We start from the raw sequence: 24,187 nt of genomic DNA, 5'->3' as shown, positions 1-24,187 counted from the left end.
ACTTTTCAATCAGGATCTCCAACGATGAACGAACTCGCGTCCTTCGAATCCGACGATCTCGCCGCGCTGCCCGACACGGCGCGCCGCGTCGCGCTGCTGCTGCGCGAACGCGGTCACGCGGGCCGCATCGTGATGCTGCCGGAAACCGGCAAGACCTCCGCCGAAGCGGCTGCCGGACTTGGCTGTTCGGTCGCGCAGATCGCCAAGTCGATCCTGTTTCGCCGGCGCGACGACGACGCGCCGGTGCTGGTGATCGCGAGCGGCGCGAATCGCGTCGATGAAAAGAAGGTTGCCGCGCAGGTCGGCGAGATCGGCCGCGCGGACGCGAAGTTCGTGCGCGAAAAGACCGGCTATGCGATCGGCGGAGTCTGCCCGGTCGGTCACGCCACGGAACCGGTCACGCTGATCGACGCCGACCTGCTCGAACTCGATAGCCTGTGGGCCGCCGCCGGTCATCCGCACGCGGTGTTCAATCTGACCGCACAGGAGCTGATCGCGCTGACCGGCGCGCCGGTCGTTGACGTCGCACTGCGCGAGCCCGTCTGAGCGCGATGGCGACAACACACGCCAGCAACGGCGAAGAGAACGACGACGGCTCGGTGCCGTCGCCGTGCATCAACGTGTGCAGGATGGATGCGGCGACCGGCTGGTGCGAAGGGTGTCTGCGCACGATCGACGAGATCGCCGGCTGGTCCGGCTTCGACAACGCCGCGAAACGCGCGGTGTGGGACGTGCTCGAAACCCGTCATCTCACGTTCATGGCGGCCCATGCGAAACCCTCGAAGGAGCCGCGATGAAAGCCGCGCCACGCGTCGTCACGATCGGTGAGACCTTCTGCTCGACGCTCGATCTGTCGGTCGAATCGATCAGGCAATTCGCGACGCTCGTCCATGATTTCAATCCGCTGCATCACGACGAAGCGTATGCCGCGCAAAGCCGCTTCGGCGGGCTGATCGCATCGGGCACGCAGCCCACCGCGTATTTCATGGCGCTGCTCGCCACGCACTTTTCGACCTACGCGCAGCCCCTCGGGCTCGAATTCGACATCAAGCTGAAAAAAGCGGTGCACGCGCACGACACGCTGACGATCACATGGCGGGTGCGCGACGCGCACTGGAAGCCGAGCCTGAACGGCGATCTGACGATGCTCGAGGGCTCGGTCGTCAATCAACGCGGCGAGCTGATGCTGACCGGCACGTCGACGATTCTGGTGATGCCGAAGCCAGGCTCGGACGCCGCGGTCGACGCTCAGGCAGCGACACCATGATCGCGCTGCCGGCATCGATCCGCGTGTTCGAACGCGGCTGGCTGTCGTCGAACAACGTGCTGCTCATCGACAGCGCATGCGCGGCGCTGATCGACACCGGCTATGCGACGCACGCGCCGCAAACCGTCGCGCTGGTGCGCAATGCACTGGGTGCCCGGCCGCTCGACCTGATCGTCAACACGCATCTGCATTCGGACCACTGCGGCGGCAACGCGCTGCTGCAATCCACCTGGCCGTGCCGCACGCTGATCCCCGCGTCCGAGGCCGGCGCGGTGCGCGACTGGGACGACGCGCGTCTGAGCTTTCGCGCGACCGGCCAACGCTGCGAGCGGTTCGGCTTCACCGGCACGATTGCGCCCGGCGCGCGGCTGCGGCTCGGCGCGCTCGACTGGCAGGTGCTTGGCGCGCCCGGCCACGACCCGCATTCGCTGATGCTCTACTGCGCCGAAGAGCGCGTGCTGATCAGCGCCGACGCGCTGTGGGAAAACGGCTTCGGCGTGATCTTTCCGGAGCTCGAAGGCGAAAGCGGTTTCGCCGAGCAGCAGGCGGTGCTCGATACGATCGCGACGCTCGACGTGCGCGTCGTGATTCCGGGCCATGGCACGCCGTTCGGCAATCTCGAACAGGCGCTTGAACGCGCGTGGTCGCGCATCGCATGGTTGCGCGCCGATCCCGCTCGCAACGCGAAGAACGCGCTGAAAGTGCTGATCGTGTTCAAACTGCTCGAAGTGCGCGAGATGAGTTTCGACACGCTGCTGCGCATGTGCGACGACGCGGCCGTGCTGCGCGCCGCCGCGTCGATGCTGAAGCCGCGCGACCAATGGCCGGCATTACTGGAGGGGATAGTCAAGGAGCTGGCGACGCCCGCCGGCCCGCTCGACGTGGACGGCGCGCGCATTCTCGCGCGCGGCTGAACGCGGTCACACATAGACCCCGCACACAAACCCGCACGCAAAAAAACCGCCGCCACAAAAAGAAAAGCCGCTCGACAAGCGAGCGGCGGAACATCTGTTGGACGTGATCAGCGTCGCTATCAATGATACGCGGGTGGCTTTTTGCAAAGCATCGGTGATTTCCCTACAGAAATTTAACGATTACTTTACTGCTGCCTGCATGCCGCGCCGCGAGCGCGCACCGTTTCAAATGCGCGTATACATCGGTGCGGCGCGATGAAGATTGGCGCGCGCATCAATCTGGAATCCGTAGCATTTTCCGATTCAACGCGAGACGCCGGCATCACGTCGAACCCGACGACAGCGGCTTGCCGCGCGGCACGATGCGCCAGCCGAGATTGACGCCGGCCGCCGCGAGCAGAATCAGCGCCGCGCCGAGCACCTGAAGCCATGCAAGCGTCTGCCCGAACGCGATCCGGTCGACGATGATCGCCACCACCGGATAGATGAAGGACAGCGCACCGGTCATCGAGGTCGGCAGCTTCTGGATCGCGCCATACAGCAGCACGTACATGACCCCGGTATGCACGACGCCGAGCACGACCAGTTCGAGCCACTGCGTCGCGCTCGCCGGCAGCGCGTCGAAGCGCACGAACGGCGCGAGCAGCAGCACGCCGAGCGACACCTGGATCAGCGCGAGCAGATGCGGCGGCGTGCCCTTCAGGCGCTTCGTGATGATCGACGACAGCGCGTACATCGCCGCCGCGCCGACCGCATACGCGACGCCGGTCAGGTATTGGCCCGGCAGCGCGAGCACGGCCGGCTCGACCCGCACGACGAGCACGAGGCCGGCGAACGCGACCGCGAGCCAGCCGATCGTCGACGCACTGATGCGTTCGCGGAACACCAACGCGCCGAGCGCGACCAGCATGAACGGCTGGGTGTTGTAGACCGCGGTCGCCATCGAAATCGACGCGCGCGAATACGCGGCGAACAGCAGCACCCAGTTGGCGACGATCGCCGCGCCGCCGAGCAGCGCGAGGCCGAGCATCTTCCACGAGAACAGCTCGCGGCGAAACAGGCCGAGCAGCGCGCACACGAGCGCGAGCGTCGCGCCGCCGAACAGGCAGCGAAAGAACACCACGTTGAAGGGGCTTTGCTGCGACGACACGACGAGCCAGCCGATCGTGCCCGACATCAGCATCGCGATACTCATCTCGGCCGCGCCGCGGCGGATTTCGTTGGCCTCGCCGCGCGAGGCTCCGGTTGAAGGCGGGTTTGAAGCGATCTGCTCTGAAGCCATGATTCGATTCCCGGATTGATTCCTGTATGACTGGCAGTGTAATTAATCGGTCCCCGCGAATACATGGCTAAACTTAAGCGTTGCCGCCTTTTCACCTAATAAACGAAGGCCATCATGAGCAAACGCGTTGTATCGCCCGCCCCCGTCGCGCTCGACGAAACCGACCGCGCGCTGCTCGCCGCGCTCGCCGAGGACGCGCGCCAGCCGGTCAGCGAACTCGCGCGCCAGGTCGGGCTATCGGCGCCGAGCACCGCCGAGCGCGTGCGGCGGCTCGAAGCGCAACAGGTGATCGAACGCTTCACCGTGCAGATCGACCCGCACGCGCTCGGCTACACGTTGCAGGCGATCGTGCGCGTGAAGCCGCTGCCGGGTCAGCTGCATCTGGTGGAGGACGTGATCCGGCGCATTCCGGAATTCGTCGAATGCGACAAGGTCACCGGCGACGATTGCTTTATCTGCCGGCTATATCTGCATTCGATCGAGCAGCTGGACGAGATTCTGGCGAAGGTGACCGAGCGCGCGGAAACCAGCACCGCGATCGTCAAGTCGACGCCGGTTGCGCGGCGCTTGCCGCCGTTGGGATAAAGAACAATGAATTGGAAGGCCGCCGTGCGCGGCCTGAGTGATGAGGGCTGCGCGCAACGGCCCCGGGTTGCAACGGCCGCATGACGCGGCCATTCCCTCAGCGTTCAACCGCCTCGAAAAACGACAGCATCTCGGCGACCAGTTCGTCCGGCGCTTCCTCCGGCAGATAGTGCCCGCACGGCAACGCGCGCCCGCTCACATCGCGCGCGACGTGCCGCCATTCGGCGAGCGCATCGAAGCATTTCTCGATCACGCCCTTCTCGCCCCACAACACCCGCAGCGGACAACCGATCTTGTTGCCGCGCTCGATATCGGCGCGGTCGTGTTCGAGGTCGATGCTCGCCGACGCGCGGTAGTCCTCGCACATCGCGTGCACCGCGCCCGGTTGCGCGAGCGCCGCGCGATACGCGTCGAGCGCGGCCGGCTCGAACGGCGCGAGCCCCGCGTGGCGGCCGCCCATCACCGCATCGACATACGCGGCCGGATTCGCGCCGATCAGCGTCTCCGGCAACGGCTCGGGCTGGATCAGGAAGAACCAGTGGAAGTAATGCGTCGCGAACGCGCGGTCGGTGGCTTCGTACATCGCGAGCGTCGGCGCGATGTCGAGCAGCATCAAACGCTCGACCGCATCGGCGTGATCGAGCGCCATCCGGTGCGCGACGCGCGCGCCGCGATCGTGCGCGCACACGAGGAAGCGCTCGAAGCCGAGTTCGCGCATCACCGCGACCTGATCGGCGGCCATCGTGCGCTTCGAATAAGGAGCGTGGCTCGGGTCGCTCGCCGGTTTGCCCGACGCGCCGTAGCCGCGCAGATCGGTGGCGATCACCGTGAAGTGCTGCGCGAGCGGCGCCGCGCTGCGCGCCCAGATCAGGTGCGATTGCGGATGGCCGTGCAGCAGCAACAGAGGCGGCCCCGCACCGCCCTTCACTCCGAAAATATCGACATCGCCAACGGCGACGCGAAAGGGCGAGAAGTTCTCGAAGGCCATGACGTCTCGTTGGTCGTTTGAAGGTTTGTGCATTGTAGAAGCCCTATATGTCCGCGCGAGGTGGGTTAACCCACGCATGCATAGAACCTGAACACTCCTTCAACTGTTCCCAACGCCCAGTTACGCACGTGCAATTTGCTTCGCATATAATCGAACGATCGTTCTTTATTGCGGCCGCATTCGCCTCTCGGTTTTGCGCTGGCAGGCTTTGCGAAAGCCGAACCCGCCGCCGGGCGGGTGCCGCTAAACTCATCGAACGCCAACCGCTTACACCGCTCGCGCGCATCGTATCGGCCGCTTCATAACGACACTGGAGACACTCAACATGGCATTGCCCGCCGTACTGCAAAATCTCGCGTTGCCCGTCGTCGCTTCACCGATGTTCATCGTCAGTTATCCCGAACTCGTGCTGGCCCAGTGCAAGGCCGGTATCGTCGGTTCGTTCCCGGCGCTGAACGCGCGCCCGGCCGAGTTGCTCGACGAGTGGCTCACGCAGATCCAGCGGCAGCTCGCCGAGCACAAGGCGGCGAACCCCGACGCGGTGATCGGCCCGATCGCGGTCAATCAGATCGTCCATCAGTCGAACGCGCGGCTCGAGCAGGACGTGCGCATGTGCGTCGAACACAAGGTGCCGATCTTCATCACCAGCCTGCGCGCGCCGGCGCGCGAGATCGTCGATGCGGTGCACAGCTACGGCGGCATCGTGCTGCACGACGTGATCAATCTGCGCCACGCGCAAAAGGCGCTCGAAGCCGGTGTAGACGGGCTGATTCTGGTGGCGTCGGGCGCCGGCGGCCATGCGGGCACGACCTCGCCGTTCGCGCTGGTCGGCGAAGTGCGCCGCGTGTTCGACGGCCCGATCGTGCTGTCCGGCTCGATCGCGAACGGCGGCTCGATTCTTGCCGCGCAGGCGATGGGCGCGGACCTCGCGTACATGGGCACGCGCTTCATCGCGACCAAAGAGGCGCACGCGGTCGACGCGTACAAGCAGGCGATCATCAACTCGAAGTCCGCGGACATCATCTACACGAACCTGTTTACCGGCGTGCACGGCAACTACATCCGCGAGAGCATTCTGAACGCCGGGCTCGATCCGGACGCGCTCCCCGAATCGGACAAGAGCAAGATGAATTTCGGCAGCGACAAGGCGAAGGCGTGGAAGGACATCTGGGGCGCGGGCCAGGGCGTCGGCCTGATGGACGACGTGCCGAGCGTCGCCGAACTCGTGCAGCGGCTCAAGAAGGAATACGACGACGCGAAGGCGCGGCTGGGAATTGCGCGCTGACGCGTGATTGAAGCGCTGAGGCGGCTCGCGGCGCGATACACATGCCACGAGCCGCGTCATTCGCGCTTGAAAAGACCGGGGCGCGAGGAGTCGCGCCACCCGCCCGCTTGCACTCGCCCGCTTGCACCGGCACTACATATTGCGCCGGTACTGCCCGCCCACCTCGAACAGCGCGTGCGTGATCTGCCCGAGCGAACACACGCGCACCGCGTCCATCAGCACCTCGAACACATTGGCGTCGTCGATCACCGCGCGCTTCAGGCGCTCCAACGCGGCCGGCGCGGCATCGCGGTGCTTCGACTGAAACTCGCGCAGCCGCGTCAGCTGACTGCGCTTTTCCTCGTCGGTCGAACGGGCCAGCACCAGCGGCCGCGGCGCCTCGTGCGGATGCGCGCTCAAAAACGTATTCACGCCGACGATCGGATACGAGCCGTCATGCTTGCGATGCTCGTACAGCATCGACTCGTCCTGAATCCGCCCGCGCTGATACCCGGTTTCCATCGCGCCGAGCACGCCGCCGCGCTCGGTCAGCCGGTCGAACTCGGCGAGCACCGCGGCCTCGACCAGATCGGTCAACTCGTCGATCACGAAGCTGCCCTGATTCGGATTCTGGTTCTTCGCCAGTCCCCACTCGCGATTGATGATCAACTGGATCGCGACCGCGCGGCGCACCGATTCCTCGGTCGGCGTCGTGATCGCTTCGTCGAATGCATTGGTGTGCAGCGAGTTGCAGTTGTCGTAGATCGCGATCAACGCCTGTAGCGTGGTGCGGATGTCGTTGAAATCGATCTCCTGCGCGTGCAGGCTGCGGCCCGACGTTTGCACGTGGTACTTCAGCTTCTGGCTGCGCTCGTTCGCACCGTAACGCTCGCGCATCGCGACCGCCCAGATGCGGCGCGCGACGCGGCCGAGCACCGTGTATTCCGGGTCCATCCCATTCGAGAAGAAGAACGACAGGTTCGGCGCGAAGTCGTCGATCGACATGCCGCGCGCCAGATACGCCTCGACGTAGGTGAAGCCGTTCGCGAGCGTGTACGCGAGCTGCGAAATCGGGTTCGCGCCGGCCTCGGCGATGTGATAGCCGGAGATCGACACCGAATAGAAATTGCGCACACCGTGCTCGACGAAATACGCCTGAATATCGCCCATTACTTTCAGGCTGAATTCGGTCGAGAAGATGCAGGTGTTTTGTCCCTGGTCCTCCTTAAGAATGTCGGCCTGCACGGTGCCGCGCACGTTTTCGAGCGCGGCGCGGCGGGTTTGCGCGAGTTCATCGGCGGTGAGCGGGCGGCCTTGTTGCTGTTCCTTCAGTGCGATCTGCTGATCGATCGCGACGTTGAAGAACATCGCGAGGATGGTCGGCGCGGGGCCGTTGATCGTCATCGATACCGAGGTTTCCGGCGAGCACAGGTCGAAGCCGTCGTACAGCGTCTTCATGTCGTCGAGCGTCGCGATCGACACGCCGGAGTTGCCGACCTTGCCGTAGATATCGGGGCGCTCGTGCGGCTCCTCGCCGTACAGCGTCACCGAATCGAATGCGGTGGACAGACGCTTGGCCGGCATCCCGTCGGACAGCAGCTTGAAGCGGCGGTTGGTGCGTTGCGGATCGCCCTCGCCCGCGAACATCCGCGTCGGGTCTTCGTTCTCGCGGCGAAACGGAAACACGCCGGCGGTGAACGGGAAATAGCCGGGCAGATTGTCGAGCATCAGCCAGCGCAGGATTTCGCCGTGATCGACGAATTTCGGCAGCGAAACTTTGCGGACCTCGGAACCGGACAGCGTGGTTACCGCCAGCGCGGTGCGGATTTCGCGGTCGCGGATTCGCACCACGTGTTCGGTGCCGGAATACGCGGCGACCGTTTGCGGCCATGCGTCGAGCAGCTCGCGCTCGCGCTCGCCGAGTGCGGTGTTGCGTTGTTCGATCAGTGTGTCGAGGCAGCTCAGTTGGTCCGCGGCTGCGCTGTTCGTTTCGGCCAGCATCCGGCGCGCTTCGCCCAGTTGCCAGCGCTCGCGCGCGATGCGCGCCTGCGCGTCGGCCCGCTCGCGATAGCCGCGCAGCGTCTGCGCGATGTCGGCCAGATAGCGGACCCGCGCAGGCGGCACGATCGCGTGCAGGTTGCTCGAAAAGCGCAGGCCGTCGGCCGCGCCGAGCCGGCCGCCGCCGTCGCGCAGACCGTGGCGGCGCAGCGCGGCGGCGATGTGCCGGTACAGCGCGGTCACGCCATCGTCGTTAAAGCGCGACGCGATCGTGCCGAATACCGGCATCGCTTCGGGCGGCGTCGCGAACTGCGCGCGATTGCGCTGCACCTGCTTGGCGACGTCGCGCAGCGCGTCCTGCGCACCGTTGCGGTCGAACTTGTTGATCGCGACGAAGCTCGCGAAATCGAGCATGTCGATCTTTTCGAGCTGACTCGCGGCGCCGAACTCGGGCGTCATCACGTACAGCGATTCATCGACGAACGGCACGATCGCCGCGTCGCCCTGACCGATCCCCGAGGTTTCGACCACGATCAGATCGAAGCCGGCCGCCTTGCACAGGCGCAGCGCGTCGGGCAACGACGCGGACACTTCGCTCGATGCCTCGCGGGTGGCCATCGAGCGCATGTAGACGCGGGCGCCGCCGTGCGCGCCGTTACCCCACTCGCCGATCGCGTTCATGCGGATGCGGTCGCCGAGCAGCGCGCCGCCGGATTTGCGGCGCGACGGGTCGATCGCGAGCACCGCGATCGTCAGCGTGTCGCCGTAGTCGAGGCGAAAGCGGCGGATCAGCTCGTCGGTCAGTGAAGATTTGCCGGCGCCGCCGGTGCCGGTGACGCCGAGGATCGGGACTTGCGCGCTTTGCGTGATGGCCGAGAGCCGGTCGCGCGACGCGGAATCGGCCGTGCCGGTTTCGAACGCGCTGATCAGTTGCGCGAGGCGCCGGAAGGTGGCCGTGGTGGGCGGTGTCGAACGTTGCGCGGCCAGTTCGCCGAGCCATGCATCAACCGGCGCGGGCCGCGCCGCTTCGGCCGCGCGCGCGCCTTCGACGCAGCGCGCGATCATGTCGTCGATCATCCCTTGCAGGCCCAGCCGCTGACCGTCGTGCGGCGAATAGATTTTCTCGACGCCATCGCGTTCGAGCGCGGCGATCTCCTCGGGAACGATCACGCCGCCCCCGCCGCCGAACACCTTGATGCGCTCGCCGCCGCCGGCGCGCAGCAACTCGACCAGGTAACGGAAATATTCGTTGTGGCCGCCCTGGTAGCTCGACACGGCGACGCCGTCGGCGTCCTCGTCGAGCGCGGCGGCCGCGACTTCGGCGACCGAGCGGTTATGGCCGAGGTGGATCACCTCGACGCCGCTCGCCTGCAGGATGCGCCGCATGATGTTGATCGACGCGTCGTGGCCGTCGAACAATGCGGCGGCGGTGACGAAACGCAGACGCCGCCCGGCGGGCAGCTCGTGGCTGCCGGCGCGCTGCGGCGTGGACAGATCGGTCATGTCTCCCCCAGTTCATCTAGCTGATGGGTGTTGCCGATCAGTATAGCTAAATGGGGTATGGCGGCAGTGAGGGTGGGCTAGCGCGCCGCCAACGCCTTGATCTGCTCCAGCGACGGCCACAGCGCCTCGTTCGCAAAACGCGCCGCCAGAAAATCGACGAACGAGCGCACCTTCGCCGACAGATGCCGCCGGCTCGTGTACATCACGTGAATCGGCAGCTCGCGCGGCGGCACTTCGTCGACCAGCAGCGGCACGAGCCGCCCCTCGGCGAGATCGCTGCCGATCACCTCGGTGCCCAGCACCGCGATGCCCGCGCCGTGCAGCACGACCACCCGCAGCGCTTCGAGCTGGTTGACGATCAGATTGCCCGACAGCCGCACGCGCGACGACGCATCGCCGGTCGCGACCTCCAGCGCCGACACGCCCGCGTATTGCAGATAGTTGTGCCGCGCCAGATCGGCGACGCTCTTCGGCGCGCCGTGCCGGCGCAAATAAGCAGGCGACGCGCACAGCACGAGGTGCGCGGTCGCGATCTGCCGCGCGATCAGCGACGACGACTTCAGCCCGCCCGGTGACGCGCGGATCGCCACGTCGAAGCCCTCGTCGATCAGCTCGACGACCCGGTCGGACAGCGTCATGTCGACGGTGACCTGCGGATACTGCGCGGCGTAGTCGGCGACCGCGGCCATCACGTGATTGAGCCCGAACGCCGACAGCGACGACACCCGCAGCCGCCCCTGCGGCACCACGCTCGCCGCACCGACCGCCTGGCCGGCTTCGTCGAGCTCGGTGAGCGCCTGGCTGAGCCGCTCGTAGTATTCGCGGCCCGCCTCGGTCGGCGCGACCCGGCGCGTGGTGCGGTTGAGCAGCCGCGCGCCGAGCTGCTGTTCGAGATGCATTACGTGCTTGCTCGCCATCGCGGCCGACATCTCCATCCGCTCCGCCGCGCCGACGAAGCTGCCGGCCTCGACCACGTGACGAAACACTTTCATGCTGACGAGGGTATCCATCTCGATCGCTCGCTGGGGGAATCAATCGCCGCCATTTTGCCGGGTTTATCAAGATACGGTGAGCAAAGTGTGGCGAGCGGGTGAGTGCGCGCGGAATCGCCGAGCCGCGCGCGTCGCGAACGAACGCGCGCTGAATGCGGGACGAGCGCCCGCCAGAAACGACAAAGCCCGCGCTCCAGGCAAAGGAGCGCGGGCCTCGCGGTCAAAGTCTGACAAGCGGCCGGGGCAGCCGCCGCGCTTAGAACTTCGCGCGCAGCCCCGCGCCGTACGTATTGCCGCTCGACTGGCCGGTGAACTTGTCGAACATGTACGCGGCGTACACATCGGTGCGCTTCGACAGCGGGTAGTCGTAACCGAGCGCCGCGGTCTGACGGGTCTGGTTCAGGCCGCCGCTGTTGCGCGAGTACGCGTACGACGCCATCACCGACCCCGGCCCGAACGGCACGGTCACGCCGCCCTGCCCGGTATTCACATGCCAGCTGGTGACCTGCTGGTTGTTGTACGTGTACATGTACTGACCGTACAGCTTGACGAACTTCAGGTCGTACGACACGCCCGCCTGCGCGACGCTCTGGCTGCGCAGACCCGGCACGCCGGAGGTCTCGAAGCTGCCGAGGTCGCCCGGGGTGTTGTTGAAGTTCACGTACTGGTACACCGCGGTCGCCGCGAACGGGCCGTGGAAATACAGCACCTGGCCGCTCCACTTCTTCGCGCCGTTCTGCGTGGTGTTGCCGAGCGCGTACATCGCGGTCGCCGACAGCCCGTTGAAGTTCGGCGACGAATACGACACCGCGTTGTTCCAGCCCGAATCGCCGGTCACGCCCTGGTCGGTCGTGTAGGTCGGGAAGGTGCCGAGGCCCAGGTACGTGTGCGTGACCATCGGCGAGAACACGTACGAATCGATGAACGGATTGAACAGGATCGTCGACACGAACAGCGGCGTCGTCAGACGGCCGGCCGTCACCGTGCCCCACGGCGCCTCGATGCCGACGTAGGCGTTGCGCGAGAACGTGGTGTCGCCGTCGAAGCGGCCATACGAGCCGGTCTGCGCACGGAAGAAGCCTTCGAGCCGGAAGATCGCCTTATAGCCGTTGCCGAGATCCTCCGTTCCCTTGAAGCCCCAGTACGAGGTCGACATGCCGCCGCCGGAGACGACCACCGCCGTCTTACCGCCCGGGAATTTCTGCGAGCCGACCCATTCGTCGACCTGGCCATAGAGCTGCACGCTCGACTGCGCGAACGCCGACGACGCGCCGGCCAGAACGGCCGCGTACGCGCCGGCCTTCAGGGTGAACTTCAGCGCGCTGCTGAGGCTTTTATTCATGGGATCTCCAATGCTTTGTCAAAAGGGTGTGGCTGTGCGAAAAGGGGGTGCTCGCGCTAACCATTGTTGTTATCCGGTCGACGGCCGAGCCAATCTGGGCCTGGTCATCTTTGCGGATCATTTTTATGAACAAAAATATCGCTGCTTATTGCGGGTATATCGATCTGAATAGATTCGCCGGTTATCGGCCTGATATGCGCGCTTGCGAAAACGGGAGGCGGGCATCCGGCGGCTGCGCGAACGCGCCGCCAAGCCTCGAACCCCGCGCGAACCTCACGCGGACCAGCGCAGAGACGACTCGAAACAGGGCCGATGATGCGACGCGGCAGAATGCCAGGATTTAACGCCGGCGGGTACTGCGATGCCGAGCGTTTTTCAAAAAAGTGTGGTGTCGATACGTCAGATTGGGGAAATCCGACAGCTCAGGAGAGCGAAGGGAGAAAAGCGAAGCGCGGTCGCGAAGCGGGCACGGCTTCGCGGTACACCGGCTTGAGCTAATTGCGGTATGGCGAGCCTTCGGGCTGGCGCGGATCGTCGTTCGGCCGCTGGAACGCGCGGCCGGGGCCGCGCTCTTCGTTATAACGGGCGACGTCGGCGCGGATCGAGCCGTTGCGCATCGGCACGTTCTGCTGCGAGCGCGGCACCGGACGCGTCTCGGCGCTGACCGGCGTGATGACTCCCGGGTATTGCATCCGGCCGCGCTCGCCGGCACGGCCGGACGGCTCACCGACCCGCCGCACACCCGATTTCGAACCGTTGAAGCCGTAACTGTAGGTCGCTTCGGCGATACCGCCGCCGCGCAGGGAACGCGGGTCACGACCGGCCAGCGGATCACGCAAACCCCACTGGGCCGCCATTGCGCCATAAGGACCGCCGCCACGCATTTGCGCGTGCGCCGGCATGTGCGTCGCGCGGTCCGCGCCGCCGCGCGCATATGCGCCACCGCCGCCGTGCGGCACGCCCGCCCCTTTTGCATAGGCGAACGAACACAGTACGGCGATGACCGCGCCCCACGCCCAGTGCCTCGTTCTCGACAACCCGTCCACCTTGTGACTCTCACGCCCGAAGACTTGCCTGAAATCCACCGTTCGAGCTGCGATGGACCTGTAGCGGGACTGAAGTAAAAAGTGCCGCGCTGCTGTCGCGGCGCCGGGTATCCCTGCGGCCATTGAACGGTAATTTATGGGCGTCGGCAGAGGGTGTCGAGCCAAAAAGTGTTATGCCGCGTCGGCGGATGTAACACCTTGTTACTGCGACGTTTTTCTACGACAGAGGCCTTGCGCGACGCGGCGTGTGGCGCTCGCGCGAAGCGCCCGGAACGGCTTGTGGGCGAGCCCGCGCGCCGCTTAGGAGCGACTGCGCAAAATGCGTAAAAACCACCGTTCGAGTTGGAGGCATCAATAGCGGGCTGGCCCCACGCGTAACCGTCGCCAATACTGAATGCTGCACTTACCCGCAAGCGCGTCGGAAGGCCGAGCTAACCGCGCCCCGCGCGTGCTCCAATGCGCGGCATTCATTAATCGATTCAGTAAATGAATTTGCCTATTCAATCGATTTTCGACAACAATAGCCGCTTTCCATCAACGGCCCGGGCGCCCGCCAGGCCCGCCCCGTGCTAGTTCCGCGTCATCGAATCGAGATTCCGCTATGGCCCGACCGAAATACCTGCCCGATAACTTCACCCTGTGCCTGATCGGCACCGTGATCCTCGCCAGCCTGCTGCCGGTGCACGGACAAGCCGCGGTGGGCTTCAACTGGGTGACCAACATCGCGGTCGGCCTGCTGTTCTTTCTGCACGGAGCCAAGCTCTCACGCGAAGCGATCATTGCGGGCGCGACGCACTGGCGGCTTCATCTGGTGGTGCTGCTGAGCACGTTCGCGCTGTTTCCGCTGCTCGGACTCGCGCTTAAACCGGTTCTTTCGCCCCTTGTGACGCCGTCGCTCTACGCCGGGGTCCTCTTCCTCTGCACGCTGCCGTCGACGGTCCAGTCGTCGATCGCGTTCACGTCCATTGCCAAGGGCAACGTGCCCGCCGCGGTATGCAGCGCGTCCGCGTCGAGTCTGCTCGGCATCTTCGTGACCCCAGCGCTCGTCAGCCTGATCGTCACGAATCAGGCGGCGAGCGGCGGCACCTCGCCGTGGCACACGATCGGCAACATCGTGCTGCAACTGCTGGTGCCGTTCATTGCCGGCCAGTTGCTGCGTCCGCTGATCGGCAAGTGGATCGAGCGCAACCGCGGCGTGCTGAAGTTCGTCGACCAGGGCTCGATCCTGCTGGTCGTCTACGGCGCGTTCAGCGAGGCGGTCAACGAAGGCCTGTGGCACACCATTCCCCTGTCCGCGCTCGGCGGCCTCGTGGTGGTGAGCGCGGTGCTGCTCGCGGTGGCGCTGGCCGTGACGATGTTCGTCAGCAAGCGGCTCGGCTTCAACCGCGCGGACCAGATCACGATCATCTTCTGCGGCTCGAAAAAGAGCCTCGCCGCCGGCGTGCCGATGGCCAAGGTGATCTTCGCCGCGCACGCGGTCGGCGCGATCGTGCTGCCGCTGATGCTGTTCCACCAGATCCAGCTGATGGTGTGCGCCGCGCTCGCACAGCGCTGGGGCGCGCGCGACACCAGCGGCGAGAGCGGGAGCGGCGCCACGCGCCCGGCCGCCGCGGTCGCGCGGCGCTGACACGTCCCGCGCTGTCAACAGGACATCCATAAGCGCCCTCCCTGAGCGTCGTTTGTCCGAGTGAAAGAAGCCGCCTCGCGCGGCTTTTTTCTTTTGGGCCGCGCGTCGACATGGAGGTTATTTCACGCGCAAACGGCGCCGCTGTCGCCTCGGCCGGATGGGATAGGACGATTGCTGACCGCTGCCGGTCCCTGCTTTTCGGACATTGTTTAGCACCTTTTACTAAACAACAAATTGACCTGAAAGCCCATCAAATACGGGTATTTACCGGTGTCTAAGCTGGCTTTATGAAGCTGTTTGTCCGGCGTTTTACTATACAATCGCCCGAACCTGAACTGCGAAGGCCGCGCCCCGCGCGGCAGTCTGACTCGATGGCTACAACCATCCGCGACGTCGCCCGCGCGGCCAGCGTTTCGATCGGCACCGTGTCGCGCGCGCTGAAAAACCAGCCCGGCCTCTCGGAGGCCACCCGCGAGCGCGTGGTCGAAGCCGCGCGTCAGCTCGGCTACGACCCGGCACAACTGCGTCCGCGCATCCGCCGCCTGACCTTCCTGCTGCATCGTCAGCACAACAATTTCGCGGCCAGCCCGTTCTTCTCGCACGTGCTGCACGGCGTGGAGGACGCCTGCCGCGAGCGCGGCATCGTGCCGTCGGTGCTGACCGCCGGTCCGACCGAGGACGTGATCCACCAGATGCGCCTGCATGCGCCCGACGCGGTCGCGATCGCCGGCTTCGTCGAGCCCGAGACGCTCGCCACGCTGGTCGCGATGCAGCGCCCGCTGGTGCTGATCGACCTGTGGTCGCCGGGCCTGCGCTCGGTGAATCTCGACAACGCCGCCGGCGCGCGCCTCGCGATGCGCCATCTGTTCGAACAGGGGCGCAAGCGGGTCGCGTTCATCGGCGGCTCACTCGCGCATTTCAGCATCGCCGAGCGCGCGCTCGGCTACCGGCGCGCGTTCTTCGAAGCGGGGCTGCTGTTCGACCCGTCGCTCGAAGTGACGATCGACGCCGGCCTCGACCCCGACACCGGCGCCGCGCGCGCGATGCAGCGTCTGCTCGACGCGCCCGGCCCGGCCCCCGACGCGGTGTTCGCGTTCAACGACGCGGCCGCCCTCGCCGCGCTGCGCGTGTGCCTCGCGCGCGGCCTGCGGGTGCCCGACGACATCGCGATCATCGGTTTCGACGACATCCCCGCCGCCGCCCACGCCACCCCGCCGCTGTCGACGATCGCCGTCGACAAGGACGCGCTCGGCCGCCGCGGCGTCGAACTGCTGCTCGAAGAAGCGCCCGCCGAACTCGAAGTCCGCTTGCCCGTTCAACTCGTTGCCCGTGCCAGTACTTTGGTGAAAACGCCATGACGCAATCCGCTCCGCTGCACCCTTCCGGCGACGCCGCGAAGGCTCCGCCCGTCGCCAGCTTCCGCAGCCGCGACTTCCTGCTCGGCCACATCGAGGACACGCTGCGCTTTTACGCGCCGAACGTGTTCGACCCGAGCGGCGGCTTCTTCCACTTCTTCCGCGACGACGGCTCGATCTACGACCGCACCACGCGCCATCTGGTGAGCAGTTGCCGCTACGTGTTCAACTACGCGATGGCGTATCGCCAGTTCGGCGATCCCAAACATCTCGAGTACGCGCGCCACGGCCTGCGCTTTTTGCGCGACGCCCATTGGGACGCGCAGCACGAGGGCTACGACTGGGAACTCGAATGGCGCGACGGCAAGAAGCGCACGCTCGACGCGACCCGCCACTGCTACGGCCTCGCGTTCGTGCTGCTCGCGTACTCGCATGCGGCGATGGCCGGCATCGAGGAAGCGAAGCCGATGATCGGCGCGACCTTCGAGCTGATGGAGCACCGCTTCTGGGACCCGGCCGCCGGCCTCTATGCGGACGATGCATCGGCCGAATGGCGGGTCAGCTCGTATCGCGGCCAGAACGCGAACATGCACACGACCGAAGCGCTGCTCGCCGCGCACGAGGCGACCGGCCATCTGGTCTATCTCGACCGCGCGGAACGGGTCGCGACCAACATCACGCTGCGTCAGGCGAAGCTGTCGCAAGGGCTCGTGTGGGAGCACTTTCACGCGGACTGGTCGGTCGACTGGCATTACAACGAGGAAGACAGCTCGAACATCTTCCGGCCGTGGGGCTTCCAGCCCGGCCATCAGACCGAGTGGGCGAAGCTGCTGCTGATTCTCGAACGCTTCCGGCCGCTGCCGTGGCTGCTGCCGCGCGCGATCGAACTGTTCGACGCGGCGATGACCCACGCGTGGGACGAAGATCACGGCGGCCTCTACTACGGCTTCGGCCCGGACGGCACCGTGTGCGATCACGACAAGTACTTCTGGGTGCAGGCCGAAACCTTCGCGACCGCCGCACTGCTCGGCAAGCGCACCGGCAACGAGCGCTTCTGGGACTGGTACGACGAGATCTGGCGCTATTGCTGGGCGCACTTCGTCGATCACAAGTACGGCGCGTGGTATCGAATCCTCACTTGCGACAACCGCAAGTACAGCGACGAAAAGAGCCCGGCCGGCAAGACCGACTATCACACGATGGGCGCGTGCTACGAAGTGCTCGCCCATGCGCTCGGCGATGAGGCGGGCGCGGCGTCCGCCGGCGCCGATGCGACCAATGCAGCGGCGAACCCGGCCGCGACCCCAGCGGAGAAAGCATGATGAGCGCGGCCACCGACCTCCCCGTTTTCGTCTCCGCCGGCGACATCCTCACCGACCTCGTGCGCAGCGGCGCGTCGCAGTGGCTGTCGCGCCCGGGCGGCGCCGGCTGGAACGTCGCGCGCTGCGTCGCGCGGCTCGGGCTGCCGACCGCCTGCGCCGGCTCGCTCGGCGTCGATAATTTCTCCGACGAACTGTGGGACGCGAGCGTCGCCGCCGGTCTCGATATGCGCTTCCTGCAGCGCGTCGAGCGGCCGCCGCTGCTCGCGATCGTCCATCGGACCCATCCGCCCGCGTACTTCTTCATGGGCGAGAACGGCGCCGATCTCGCGTTCGATCCGGCCCGGCTGCCGGCCGGCTGGATCGAGCACGTGAAGTGGGCCCACTTCGGCTGCATCAGCCTCGTGCGCCAGCCACTCGGCGACACGCTCGCGGCGCTCGCCGCGCAGCTGCGCGCGCAGGGCGTGAAGATCAGCTTCGATCCGAACTATCGCAATCTGATGGAGCACGGCTACGAGCCGACGCTGCGCAAGATGGCCGCGCTCGCGGACCTGATCAAGGTCTCCGACGAAGACCTGCGCCTGATCTTCAAGACCGACGACGAAGCCGCCGCGCTCGCGCAACTGCGCGCGCTGAATCCGGCCGCCACCGTGCTGGTCACGCGCGGGCCGGAGACCGCGCTGCTGATCGACGGCGCCGCGCTGATCGAGGCGAAGCCGCCGCGCGTCGAGGTGGTCGACACGGTCGGCGCCGGCGATGCGTCGATCGGCGGTCTGCTGTTCAGTCTGATGAGCGCGCCGCAGCGCACGTGGGCCGAGCATCTGGCGTTCGCGCTGGCGGCCGGCGCGGCGGCCTGCGGGCATGCGGGCGCGCATGCGCCGACGCTCGATGAAGTGGTCGCGCTGCTGTAACGCGGTCGCCGCTGTCGCGCTCAGCCGAATCCGCACCGCGGTGCTAGGATGAACACTCATTCCCTTGCGAAAAGGAGCGAGGCCATGGAAGACGTCACCTACACCAAAGGGCTGTACACCGCCACTGCATCGATCAGGGACGTCGGCCAGGATACCTGGCAAGGCATCGTCACCCTCGCACGCGACGAAGGCGAAGGCACCGATCCGGAAACCACCGTCTATGAAGTCGAAGCGACGTCGTCGACGCCGCTAGAAGCGCTCGAAGAAGCCAAAGCGCTCGCCCATCGTATCCTCGGGGAACTCGAACTGTAGGCCGGGCGATGCGCGGCGCGCGGCAGGTTTGCATGCCCGCGCGTGCGCCGAAGCGGGCGGCGGCTACTGCGCCGCTGCCGGATCAGCCGGAGCGCCCGGCTGTGGAGGCGATCATGGATGAACAACTGTTCCAACACGGCGTGTATTCGATCCACGTGCGCCCGCTCGAACTGAACGGCGCACGCTGGGACGCGGAATACGAAATCCGTCAGCGCGACAAAGCGGTGAAGCCGTGGACCACGGTCGGCGGGGACGCCGGTTACGCGGACGAGGCCGAGGCGGTCGCGAGCGCGCATCGTCAGGCGGTCGACGATATCGACCATGGCGCGGGAATTCCGAAGCCGCATGCGTTTCCGTGAGCGGTGAGGGGTGAGGATCGACGGGCGCGTGCCCGCGCCGTGCGCCGAGGGCGCTTAACGCGCCGGCGCCGGCCACCGTGCTACGCTGTCCCCCTTTTATCTTCCCGAGCGCCGCGATGGCCAGCGAATCGTCCGACCGTGTTGCGACGCCTACCGCCACCGGCGCCACCCATACCACCGGTACCAGCGATGCCACCGGCGCCAGCGCTGCGCCGCGGCGCGCGCGCGGCAGCCGTGAAATGCGTCTGGACGATCGCGTCGTCATCGCGCACGGAATGCCGACCCCGCTCTGGCAAGACCTGTATCACCGCGCGCTCGGCGTGCGCTGGCCGGTGTTTTTCGTGTCGCTGGCGGTGCTGTTCCTGCTGCTGAACGCGCTGTTCGCGGGCCTCTACATGCTCGGCAGCGCGCCGATCGCCAATCAGTTTCCGGCCGGCTTTCCCGGCGCGTTTTTCTTCAGCGTCGAAACGCTCGCGACCGTCGGCTACGGCGACATGCATCCGCAGACCTTCTACGCGCACGCGATCGCGACGCTCGAGATCTTCGTCGGCATGTCGGGAATCGCGTTGGCGACCGGGCTGATCTTCGCGCGCTTCTCGCGTCCGCACGCGAAGATCATGTTCGCGCGCTACGCGGTGATCCGGCCGATCGACGGCCGCATGACGCTGATGGTGCGCGCGGCCAACGCGCGGCAGAACGTGATCGCCGAAGCCCGCGCGCGGCTGCGCATTCTGCGCGAGGAAACCTCCGTCGAAGGCTATACGCTGCGCAAGCTCTACGACCTCACGCTGGTGCGCGACCAGCATCCGGTGTTCAAGCTCGGCTGGGTGCTGATGCACGTGATCGACGAAAGCAGTCCGCTGTTCGGCGAGAACGCGCAAACGCTGAAGGGCAGCGGCCTGTCGCTGCTGCTGACGCTCGAAGGGATCGACGAATCGACGTCGCAGACGATGCAGGCGCGCTATATGTGGACCTGCGAGGAGATTTTCTGGCAGTACCGTTTCGTCGACATCATGAGCGAGCGCGACGGCGTCAGCCATATCGACTACGCGCATTTCGACGAGATCGTGCCGCTCGATGCGGCGCCGCTCGATCCGGGCGTGGTCGCGCGCGGCGCGGCGCGGCGCTGACGATACGAACGACGCTTAGCGTAACTGAATGAACACTTCGCGCGCCCGCCGCGAAGGGCGCGGCGCAGATGCATCGGACAGCCAGGAATACCCCAGGGGATACCCGAAGCGCGCCGCCGCGTGGCAAATCCGGCTCAAAAGCGCGGTAAAACGCGCGGCTCGTCGCGCGCATTCGTCAGCGGCCGATTAAAGAAGAAAAATTCCTCTCCACGGCGCGCTAAAAAATAGAGTCTCTTCCGCGATGTCGCCTTGGTGCCCCCACCACCCGCGCGCGGATATAAAGAACATTGGAGAGACTCCCCATGACCGCCCGCCTGCCCATCGACGGCACGCCCGCTCTCGCCGACTACCGGCTGTCCGACAATCTCACCGCGACGCGCGGCCGCATCTTCCTGACCGGCACCCAGGCGCTCGTGCGCCTGCCGCTGATGCAGCGCGCGCTCGACCAGGCGCGCGGGCTGAACACCGCCGGCTTCATCAGCGGCTATCGCGGCTCGCCGCTCGGCATGGTCGACCAGCAGTTATGGAAAGCGAAGAAACTGCTCGCCGCGAGCGACGTGCGCTTTCTGCCGGCGATCAACGAAGAACTGGGCGGCACCGCGGTGCTCGGCACGCAGCGCGTCGAGGCCGATCCGGAACGCACCGTCGAAGGCGTGTTCGCGATGTGGTACGGCAAGGGCCCGGGCGTCGACCGCGCCGGCGATGCGCTCAAGCACGGCAACGCGTACGGCTCGTCGCCGCATGGCGGCGTGCTGGTGGTGGCCGGCGACGATCACGGCTGCGTGTCGTCGTCGATGCCGCATCAGAGCGACTTCGCGATGATGTCGTGGCACATGCCGGTGGTGAATCCGTCGAACATCGCCGACATGCTCGAATTCGGCCTGTACGGCTGGGCGCTGTCGCGCTTCTGCGGCGCATGGGTCGGCTACAAGGCGATCTCGGAGACCGTCGAATCGGGCTCGACCGTCGATCTCGACGCGCTGCACACCGAGTGGACCGTTCCTGAGGATTTCGAAGCACCCGCAGGGGGCCTGCACAACCGCTGGCCCGATCTGCCGAGCCTGACGATCGAAGCGCGCCTGCATGCGAAGCTCGACGCGGTGCGCCGCTTCGCGCGCACCAACAGCATCGACAAATGGATCGCGCCGAGCCCGCACGCGAACGTCGGCATCGTCACCTGCGGCAAGGCGCATCTGGATCTGATGGAGGCGCTGCGCCGGCTCGATCTGACGGTCGCCGATCTCGACGCGGCCGGCGTGCGCATCTACAAGGTCGGGCTGTCGTTCCCGCTCGAAATGACGCGCATCGATGCGTTCGTCGCCGGGCTATCGGAAGTCCTGGTCATCGAGGAGAAAGGCCCGGTGATCGAACAGCAGATCAAGGACTACCTGTACAACCGCACTCAAGGTGCGCGCCCGGCCGTGATCGGCAAGCACGACACTGACGGCACGCTGCTGCTGTCCGATCTCGGCGAGCTGCGGCCGTCGCGCATCCTGCCGGTGTTCGCGAACTGGCTCGCGAAGCACAAACCCGCGCTCGACCGCCGTGAACGCGTGGTCGATCTGGTCGCGCCGCAAATCCTGTCGAACGCGGCCGACAGCGTGAAGCGCACGCCGTACTTCTGCTCCGGCTGCCCGCACAACACGTCGACCAAAGTGCCGGACGGTTCGATCGCGCAGGCCGGCATCGGCTGCCACTTCATGGCGTCGTGGATGGAGCGCGACACCACCGGCCTGATCCAGATGGGCGGCGAAGGAGTCGACTGGGCGTCGCATTCGATGTTCACGAAAACGCGTCACGTGTTCCAGAACCTGGGCGACGGCACCTACTTCCACTCCGGCATTCTGGCGATCCGCCAGGCGGTCGCCGCGAAGGCGACGATCACCTACAAGATTCTCTACAACGACGCGGTCGCGATGACCGGCGGCCAGCCGGTCGACGGCAGCATCTCGGTGCCGCAGATCGCGCGTCAGGTGGAAGCGGAAGGCGTGTCGCGCTTCGTCGTGGTCAGCGACGAGCCGGAAAAATACGACGGCCATCACGGCCTGTTTCCGCAAGGCACGACCTTCCATCACCGCAGCGAAATGGACACGGTGCAGCGCCAATTGCGCGACACCGACGGTGTGACCGTGCTGATCTACGATCAGACCTGCGCGGCCGAAAAGCGGCGCCGTCGCAAGAAAGGCGAATTCCCCGATCCGGACAAGCGTCTCTTTATCAACGAGGAAGTCTGCGAAGGCTGCGGCGATTGCGGGGTGCAGTCGAACTGCCTGTCGGTCGAACCGGTGGAAACCGCGTTGGGCCGCAAGCGCCGCATCGATCAGTCGTCCTGCAACAAGGACTACTCGTGCGTGAACGGCTTTTGCCCGAGCTTCGTCACCGTCGCAGGCGGCAAGCTGAAGAAGGCCGCCGGCGCCGCGTTCGATCCGCAGGCACTCGCCGCCCACGTTGCCGGCCTGCCGCTGCCGGCCACGCAACTCGATGCCGCGCCGTACGACATTCTCGTGACCGGCGTCGGCGGCACCGGCGTCGTCACGGTCGGCGCGCTGATCAGCATGGCCGCGCATCTGGAAGGCAAGAGCGCGTCGGTGCTCGACTTCATGGGCTTCGCGCAGAAAGGCGGTTCGGTGCTGTCGTTCGTGCGCTTCGCCGCGCGCGACGAATGGCTGAACCAGGTGCGCATCGACACACAGCAGGCCGACGTGCTGCTCGCCTGCGACATGGTGGTCGGCGCGAGCGCCGATGCGTTGCAGACGGTCCGGCATGGCCGCACCCGGATCGTCGTCAACACGCATGCGATTCCGAACGCGAGCTTCGTGCAGAACCCGGATGCGACGCTGCATGCCGACGCGCTGCTCGACAAGATGCGTCACGCGGCCGGCGAAGAGCGGATGTCGACCTGCGACGCGCAGGCGCTGGCGACGCGATTTCTGGGCGACACGATCGGCGCGAACATTCTGATGCTCGGCTTTGCGTGGCAGTTGGGTCTGGTGCCGGTGTCGTTCGCGGCGCTGATGCGCGCGATCGAACTGAATAACGTCGCCGTGCAGATGAATCAGCTGGCGTTTTCGATCGGCCGGATGGCCGCCGCCGCGCCCGCCGCGCTCGAATCGCTGTGGCAGACGCGTCATACGGTGCAGCCCGCGCTGCGCGTCGATACGCTCGACGAACTGATCGCGCATCGCGAAGCCAGGCTGCTGGCCTATGGCGGCGCGGCTTATGTGACGCGTTATCGCGCACTGGTCGACGCGACGCGACGCGCGGAAGCAGCGGTCGATGCAAACAGCGAGCGCGTAACCCGCGCGGTCGCGACGACGTTCTACAAACTGCTCGCGGTGAAGGACGAATACGAAGTCGCGCGTCTGCATACCGATGCCGCGTTCCGCGACGCGCTCGAAGCGCAATTCGAAGGCACGGCGGGCAAGGACTTCACGATCCGCTTCAACCTCGCGCCGCCGGCGCTCACGCGCGCGCAGCACGGCGCGGCGCCGAAGAAGAAAACCTTCGGTCAGTGGCTGTGGCCAGTGCTGGGCGTGCTCGCCAGGTGGCGCGCTCTGCGCGGCACGCCGCTCGATCCGTTCGGCCGCACGCTCGAACGCAAGATGGAACGAGAACTGGCGAGCGATTACGAAACCACGCTGACGCGCGCGCTCGAACGGCTCGAGGGGGACAACCTCGACGATGTCGCGAAGCTCGCGGAACTGTATGCGCGGGTGCGCGGCTATGGGCACGTGAAGCTCGCGAATCTGGCGGGCGTGAAGCGCGGCGAACGCGATCTCGCGGCACGCTTGCGGATCGACGCGGCGACCGGCGCGGCGGTGAAACAATCGCTGGAACAGATGAAGGGCGCCGGGCAGTTGCGCGGGATTCCAGTGGTGGTCGCGAAGTAACTCACGATGCGCGGTTGACTCGCGCGGCGTGGCGATGAAAAAGCCGCTTCGATTCAGGGCCGAAGCGGCTTTTTGTTGGGCGCGCGCTTTAGTGCACGGCCGC

The 24,187-nt window shown here is 66.2% G+C and carries 21 protein-coding genes; 15 read left to right on the top strand and 6 right to left on the bottom strand.

Translation table 11 applies throughout. The features are described from left to right. The first annotated feature begins 24 nt into the window (after positions 1–24). The 5 genes from LJ656_RS33160 to LJ656_RS33140 all read left to right on the top strand — a co-directional run bounded on the left by LJ656_RS33160 (position 25) and on the right by LJ656_RS33140 (position 2,440). Positions 25–546 (top strand): YbaK/EbsC family protein, encoded by a 522-nt coding sequence (locus LJ656_RS33160; protein ID WP_230513668.1) that lies wholly within the window; start codon positions 25–27, stop codon positions 544–546. 5 nt (positions 547–551) lie between these two features. Then, positions 552–797 carry a DUF1289 domain-containing protein gene (locus LJ656_RS33155; protein ID WP_230513667.1) on the top strand — a complete coding sequence of 82 codons (246 nt, stop codon included), beginning with the start codon at positions 552–554 and terminating at the stop codon, positions 795–797. Continuing rightward, a complete protein-coding gene (locus tag LJ656_RS33150) occupies positions 794–1,267 on the top strand; it encodes a MaoC family dehydratase (RefSeq protein ID WP_230513666.1) in 474 nt (157 codons plus the stop codon). Before LJ656_RS33155 ends, LJ656_RS33150 begins: the two co-directional genes overlap by 4 nt. Beyond that, positions 1,264–2,181 carry an MBL fold metallo-hydrolase gene (locus LJ656_RS33145; RefSeq protein WP_230513665.1) on the top strand — a complete coding sequence of 306 codons (918 nt, stop codon included), beginning with the start codon at positions 1,264–1,266 and terminating at the stop codon, positions 2,179–2,181. Before LJ656_RS33150 ends, LJ656_RS33145 begins: the two co-directional genes overlap by 4 nt. Before the next feature lie 97 nt (positions 2,182–2,278). Beyond that, positions 2,279–2,440: a hypothetical protein gene (locus LJ656_RS33140; protein WP_230513664.1), complete on the top strand. Its 162-nt coding sequence runs from the start codon at positions 2,279–2,281 to the stop codon at positions 2,438–2,440. 63 nt (positions 2,441–2,503) lie between these two features. Here LJ656_RS33140 and LJ656_RS33135 read toward each other — a convergent pair whose 3' ends face one another. Next, positions 2,504–3,376, bottom strand: coding sequence for a DMT family transporter (locus LJ656_RS33135; protein ID WP_425606064.1), 873 nt, complete (start codon positions 3,374–3,376; stop codon positions 2,504–2,506). Between the two features lie 201 nt (positions 3,377–3,577). On the opposite strand from LJ656_RS33135, the gene LJ656_RS33130 reads away from it, so the two are divergent. Beyond that, complete coding sequence (locus tag LJ656_RS33130) at positions 3,578–4,048, top strand: Lrp/AsnC family transcriptional regulator (RefSeq protein ID WP_230513662.1); 471 nt, start codon at positions 3,578–3,580, stop codon at positions 4,046–4,048. Positions 4,049–4,145: 97 nt separating this feature from the next. Here LJ656_RS33130 and LJ656_RS33125 read toward each other — a convergent pair whose 3' ends face one another. Beyond that, positions 4,146–5,036 (bottom strand): alpha/beta fold hydrolase, encoded by an 891-nt coding sequence (locus LJ656_RS33125; RefSeq protein WP_230513661.1) that lies wholly within the window; start codon positions 5,034–5,036, stop codon positions 4,146–4,148. A 325-nt stretch (positions 5,037–5,361) separates the two neighbouring features. Between LJ656_RS33125 and LJ656_RS33120 the strand changes: the two genes are divergently transcribed. Then, the gene (locus LJ656_RS33120; RefSeq protein ID WP_230513660.1) at positions 5,362–6,321 is read left to right on the top strand and encodes an NAD(P)H-dependent flavin oxidoreductase; all 960 of its coding nucleotides are present in this window, start codon (positions 5,362–5,364) and stop codon (positions 6,319–6,321) included. Between the two features lie 132 nt (positions 6,322–6,453). Here the strand turns inward: LJ656_RS33120 and icmF are convergent, their stop codons facing one another. From icmF to LJ656_RS33100, 4 genes are all read right to left on the bottom strand, one after another. Beyond that, positions 6,454–9,801 carry a fused isobutyryl-CoA mutase/GTPase IcmF gene (gene icmF / locus LJ656_RS33115; protein WP_230513659.1) on the bottom strand — a complete coding sequence of 1,116 codons (3,348 nt, stop codon included), beginning with the start codon at positions 9,799–9,801 and terminating at the stop codon, positions 6,454–6,456. A gap of 77 nt (positions 9,802–9,878) precedes the next feature. After that, positions 9,879–10,811 (bottom strand): LysR family transcriptional regulator, encoded by a 933-nt coding sequence (locus LJ656_RS33110; RefSeq protein ID WP_230513658.1) that lies wholly within the window; start codon positions 10,809–10,811, stop codon positions 9,879–9,881. 238 nt (positions 10,812–11,049) lie between these two features. After that, positions 11,050–12,135, bottom strand: a complete 1,086-nt coding sequence (locus tag LJ656_RS33105; protein ID WP_230513657.1) for a porin — start codon at positions 12,133–12,135, stop codon at positions 11,050–11,052. Between the two features lie 494 nt (positions 12,136–12,629). Next, the gene (locus tag LJ656_RS33100; RefSeq protein WP_230513691.1) at positions 12,630–13,181 is read right to left on the bottom strand and encodes a hypothetical protein; all 552 of its coding nucleotides are present in this window, start codon (positions 13,179–13,181) and stop codon (positions 12,630–12,632) included. A gap of 601 nt (positions 13,182–13,782) precedes the next feature. On the opposite strand from LJ656_RS33100, the gene LJ656_RS33095 reads away from it, so the two are divergent. From LJ656_RS33095 to LJ656_RS33060, 8 genes are all read left to right on the top strand, one after another. Further along, the gene (locus LJ656_RS33095; protein ID WP_230513656.1) at positions 13,783–14,808 is read left to right on the top strand and encodes a bile acid:sodium symporter family protein; all 1,026 of its coding nucleotides are present in this window, start codon (positions 13,783–13,785) and stop codon (positions 14,806–14,808) included. A 371-nt stretch (positions 14,809–15,179) separates the two neighbouring features. Further along, positions 15,180–16,166 (top strand): LacI family DNA-binding transcriptional regulator, encoded by a 987-nt coding sequence (locus LJ656_RS33090; protein ID WP_230513655.1) that lies wholly within the window; start codon positions 15,180–15,182, stop codon positions 16,164–16,166. Further along, on the top strand, positions 16,163–17,485 hold the full coding sequence (locus LJ656_RS33085) for an AGE family epimerase/isomerase (RefSeq protein WP_230513654.1): 1,323 nt from the start codon (positions 16,163–16,165) through the stop codon (positions 17,483–17,485). The genes LJ656_RS33090 and LJ656_RS33085 overlap by 4 nt, the downstream gene beginning before the upstream one ends. Next, on the top strand, positions 17,485–18,393 hold the full coding sequence (locus LJ656_RS33080; protein ID WP_230513690.1) for a carbohydrate kinase family protein: 909 nt from the start codon (positions 17,485–17,487) through the stop codon (positions 18,391–18,393). Before LJ656_RS33085 ends, LJ656_RS33080 begins: the two co-directional genes overlap by 1 nt. Before the next feature lie 84 nt (positions 18,394–18,477). After that, positions 18,478–18,705 (top strand): hypothetical protein, encoded by a 228-nt coding sequence (locus LJ656_RS33075; RefSeq protein ID WP_230513653.1) that lies wholly within the window; start codon positions 18,478–18,480, stop codon positions 18,703–18,705. Between the two features lie 113 nt (positions 18,706–18,818). After that, entirely contained in the window at positions 18,819–19,064 is a 246-nt protein-coding gene (locus LJ656_RS33070) for a hypothetical protein (RefSeq protein ID WP_230513652.1), read from the top strand. 116 nt (positions 19,065–19,180) lie between these two features. Further along, positions 19,181–20,194, top strand: a complete 1,014-nt coding sequence (locus tag LJ656_RS33065; RefSeq protein ID WP_230513651.1) for an ion channel — start codon at positions 19,181–19,183, stop codon at positions 20,192–20,194. Between the two features lie 302 nt (positions 20,195–20,496). Then, positions 20,497–24,084, top strand: coding sequence for an indolepyruvate ferredoxin oxidoreductase family protein (locus tag LJ656_RS33060; protein WP_230513650.1), 3,588 nt, complete (start codon positions 20,497–20,499; stop codon positions 24,082–24,084). Positions 24,085–24,187: the final 103 nt, after the last annotated feature.

This window comes from Paraburkholderia sejongensis (genome assembly GCF_020880815.1).
GTDB lineage: Bacteria > Pseudomonadota > Gammaproteobacteria > Burkholderiales > Burkholderiaceae > Paraburkholderia > Paraburkholderia sejongensis.
The sequence above is the reverse complement of the archived record's forward strand: the minus strand, read 5'-3'. Positions and strand labels throughout refer to the sequence as shown.

Coding starts and splice junctions, on each gene's coding strand:
- LJ656_RS33135 (WP_425606064.1), bottom strand. CDS start 3,376: ATGAGTATCGCGATGCTGATGTCGGGCACGATCGGCTGGCTCGTCGTG.
- LJ656_RS33085 (WP_230513654.1), top strand. CDS start 16,163: ATGACGCAATCCGCTCCGCTGCACCCTTCCGGCGACGCCGCGAAGGCT.
- LJ656_RS33125 (WP_230513661.1), bottom strand. CDS start 5,036: ATGGCCTTCGAGAACTTCTCGCCCTTTCGCGTCGCCGTTGGCGATGTC.
- LJ656_RS33105 (WP_230513657.1), bottom strand. CDS start 12,135: ATGAATAAAAGCCTCAGCAGCGCGCTGAAGTTCACCCTGAAGGCCGGC.
- LJ656_RS33065 (WP_230513651.1), top strand. CDS start 19,181: ATGGCCAGCGAATCGTCCGACCGTGTTGCGACGCCTACCGCCACCGGC.
- LJ656_RS33080 (WP_230513690.1), top strand. CDS start 17,485: ATGAGCGCGGCCACCGACCTCCCCGTTTTCGTCTCCGCCGGCGACATC.
- LJ656_RS33070 (WP_230513652.1), top strand. CDS start 18,819: ATGGATGAACAACTGTTCCAACACGGCGTGTATTCGATCCACGTGCGC.
- LJ656_RS33150 (WP_230513666.1), top strand. CDS start 794: ATGAAAGCCGCGCCACGCGTCGTCACGATCGGTGAGACCTTCTGCTCG.
- icmF (WP_230513659.1), bottom strand. CDS start 9,801: ATGACCGATCTGTCCACGCCGCAGCGCGCCGGCAGCCACGAGCTGCCC.
- LJ656_RS33110 (WP_230513658.1), bottom strand. CDS start 10,811: ATGGATACCCTCGTCAGCATGAAAGTGTTTCGTCACGTGGTCGAGGCC.
- LJ656_RS33120 (WP_230513660.1), top strand. CDS start 5,362: ATGGCATTGCCCGCCGTACTGCAAAATCTCGCGTTGCCCGTCGTCGCT.
- LJ656_RS33060 (WP_230513650.1), top strand. CDS start 20,497: ATGACCGCCCGCCTGCCCATCGACGGCACGCCCGCTCTCGCCGACTAC.
- LJ656_RS33155 (WP_230513667.1), top strand. CDS start 552: ATGGCGACAACACACGCCAGCAACGGCGAAGAGAACGACGACGGCTCG.
- LJ656_RS33090 (WP_230513655.1), top strand. CDS start 15,180: ATGGCTACAACCATCCGCGACGTCGCCCGCGCGGCCAGCGTTTCGATC.
- LJ656_RS33160 (WP_230513668.1), top strand. CDS start 25: ATGAACGAACTCGCGTCCTTCGAATCCGACGATCTCGCCGCGCTGCCC.
- LJ656_RS33095 (WP_230513656.1), top strand. CDS start 13,783: ATGGCCCGACCGAAATACCTGCCCGATAACTTCACCCTGTGCCTGATC.
- LJ656_RS33075 (WP_230513653.1), top strand. CDS start 18,478: ATGGAAGACGTCACCTACACCAAAGGGCTGTACACCGCCACTGCATCG.
- LJ656_RS33145 (WP_230513665.1), top strand. CDS start 1,264: ATGATCGCGCTGCCGGCATCGATCCGCGTGTTCGAACGCGGCTGGCTG.
- LJ656_RS33130 (WP_230513662.1), top strand. CDS start 3,578: ATGAGCAAACGCGTTGTATCGCCCGCCCCCGTCGCGCTCGACGAAACC.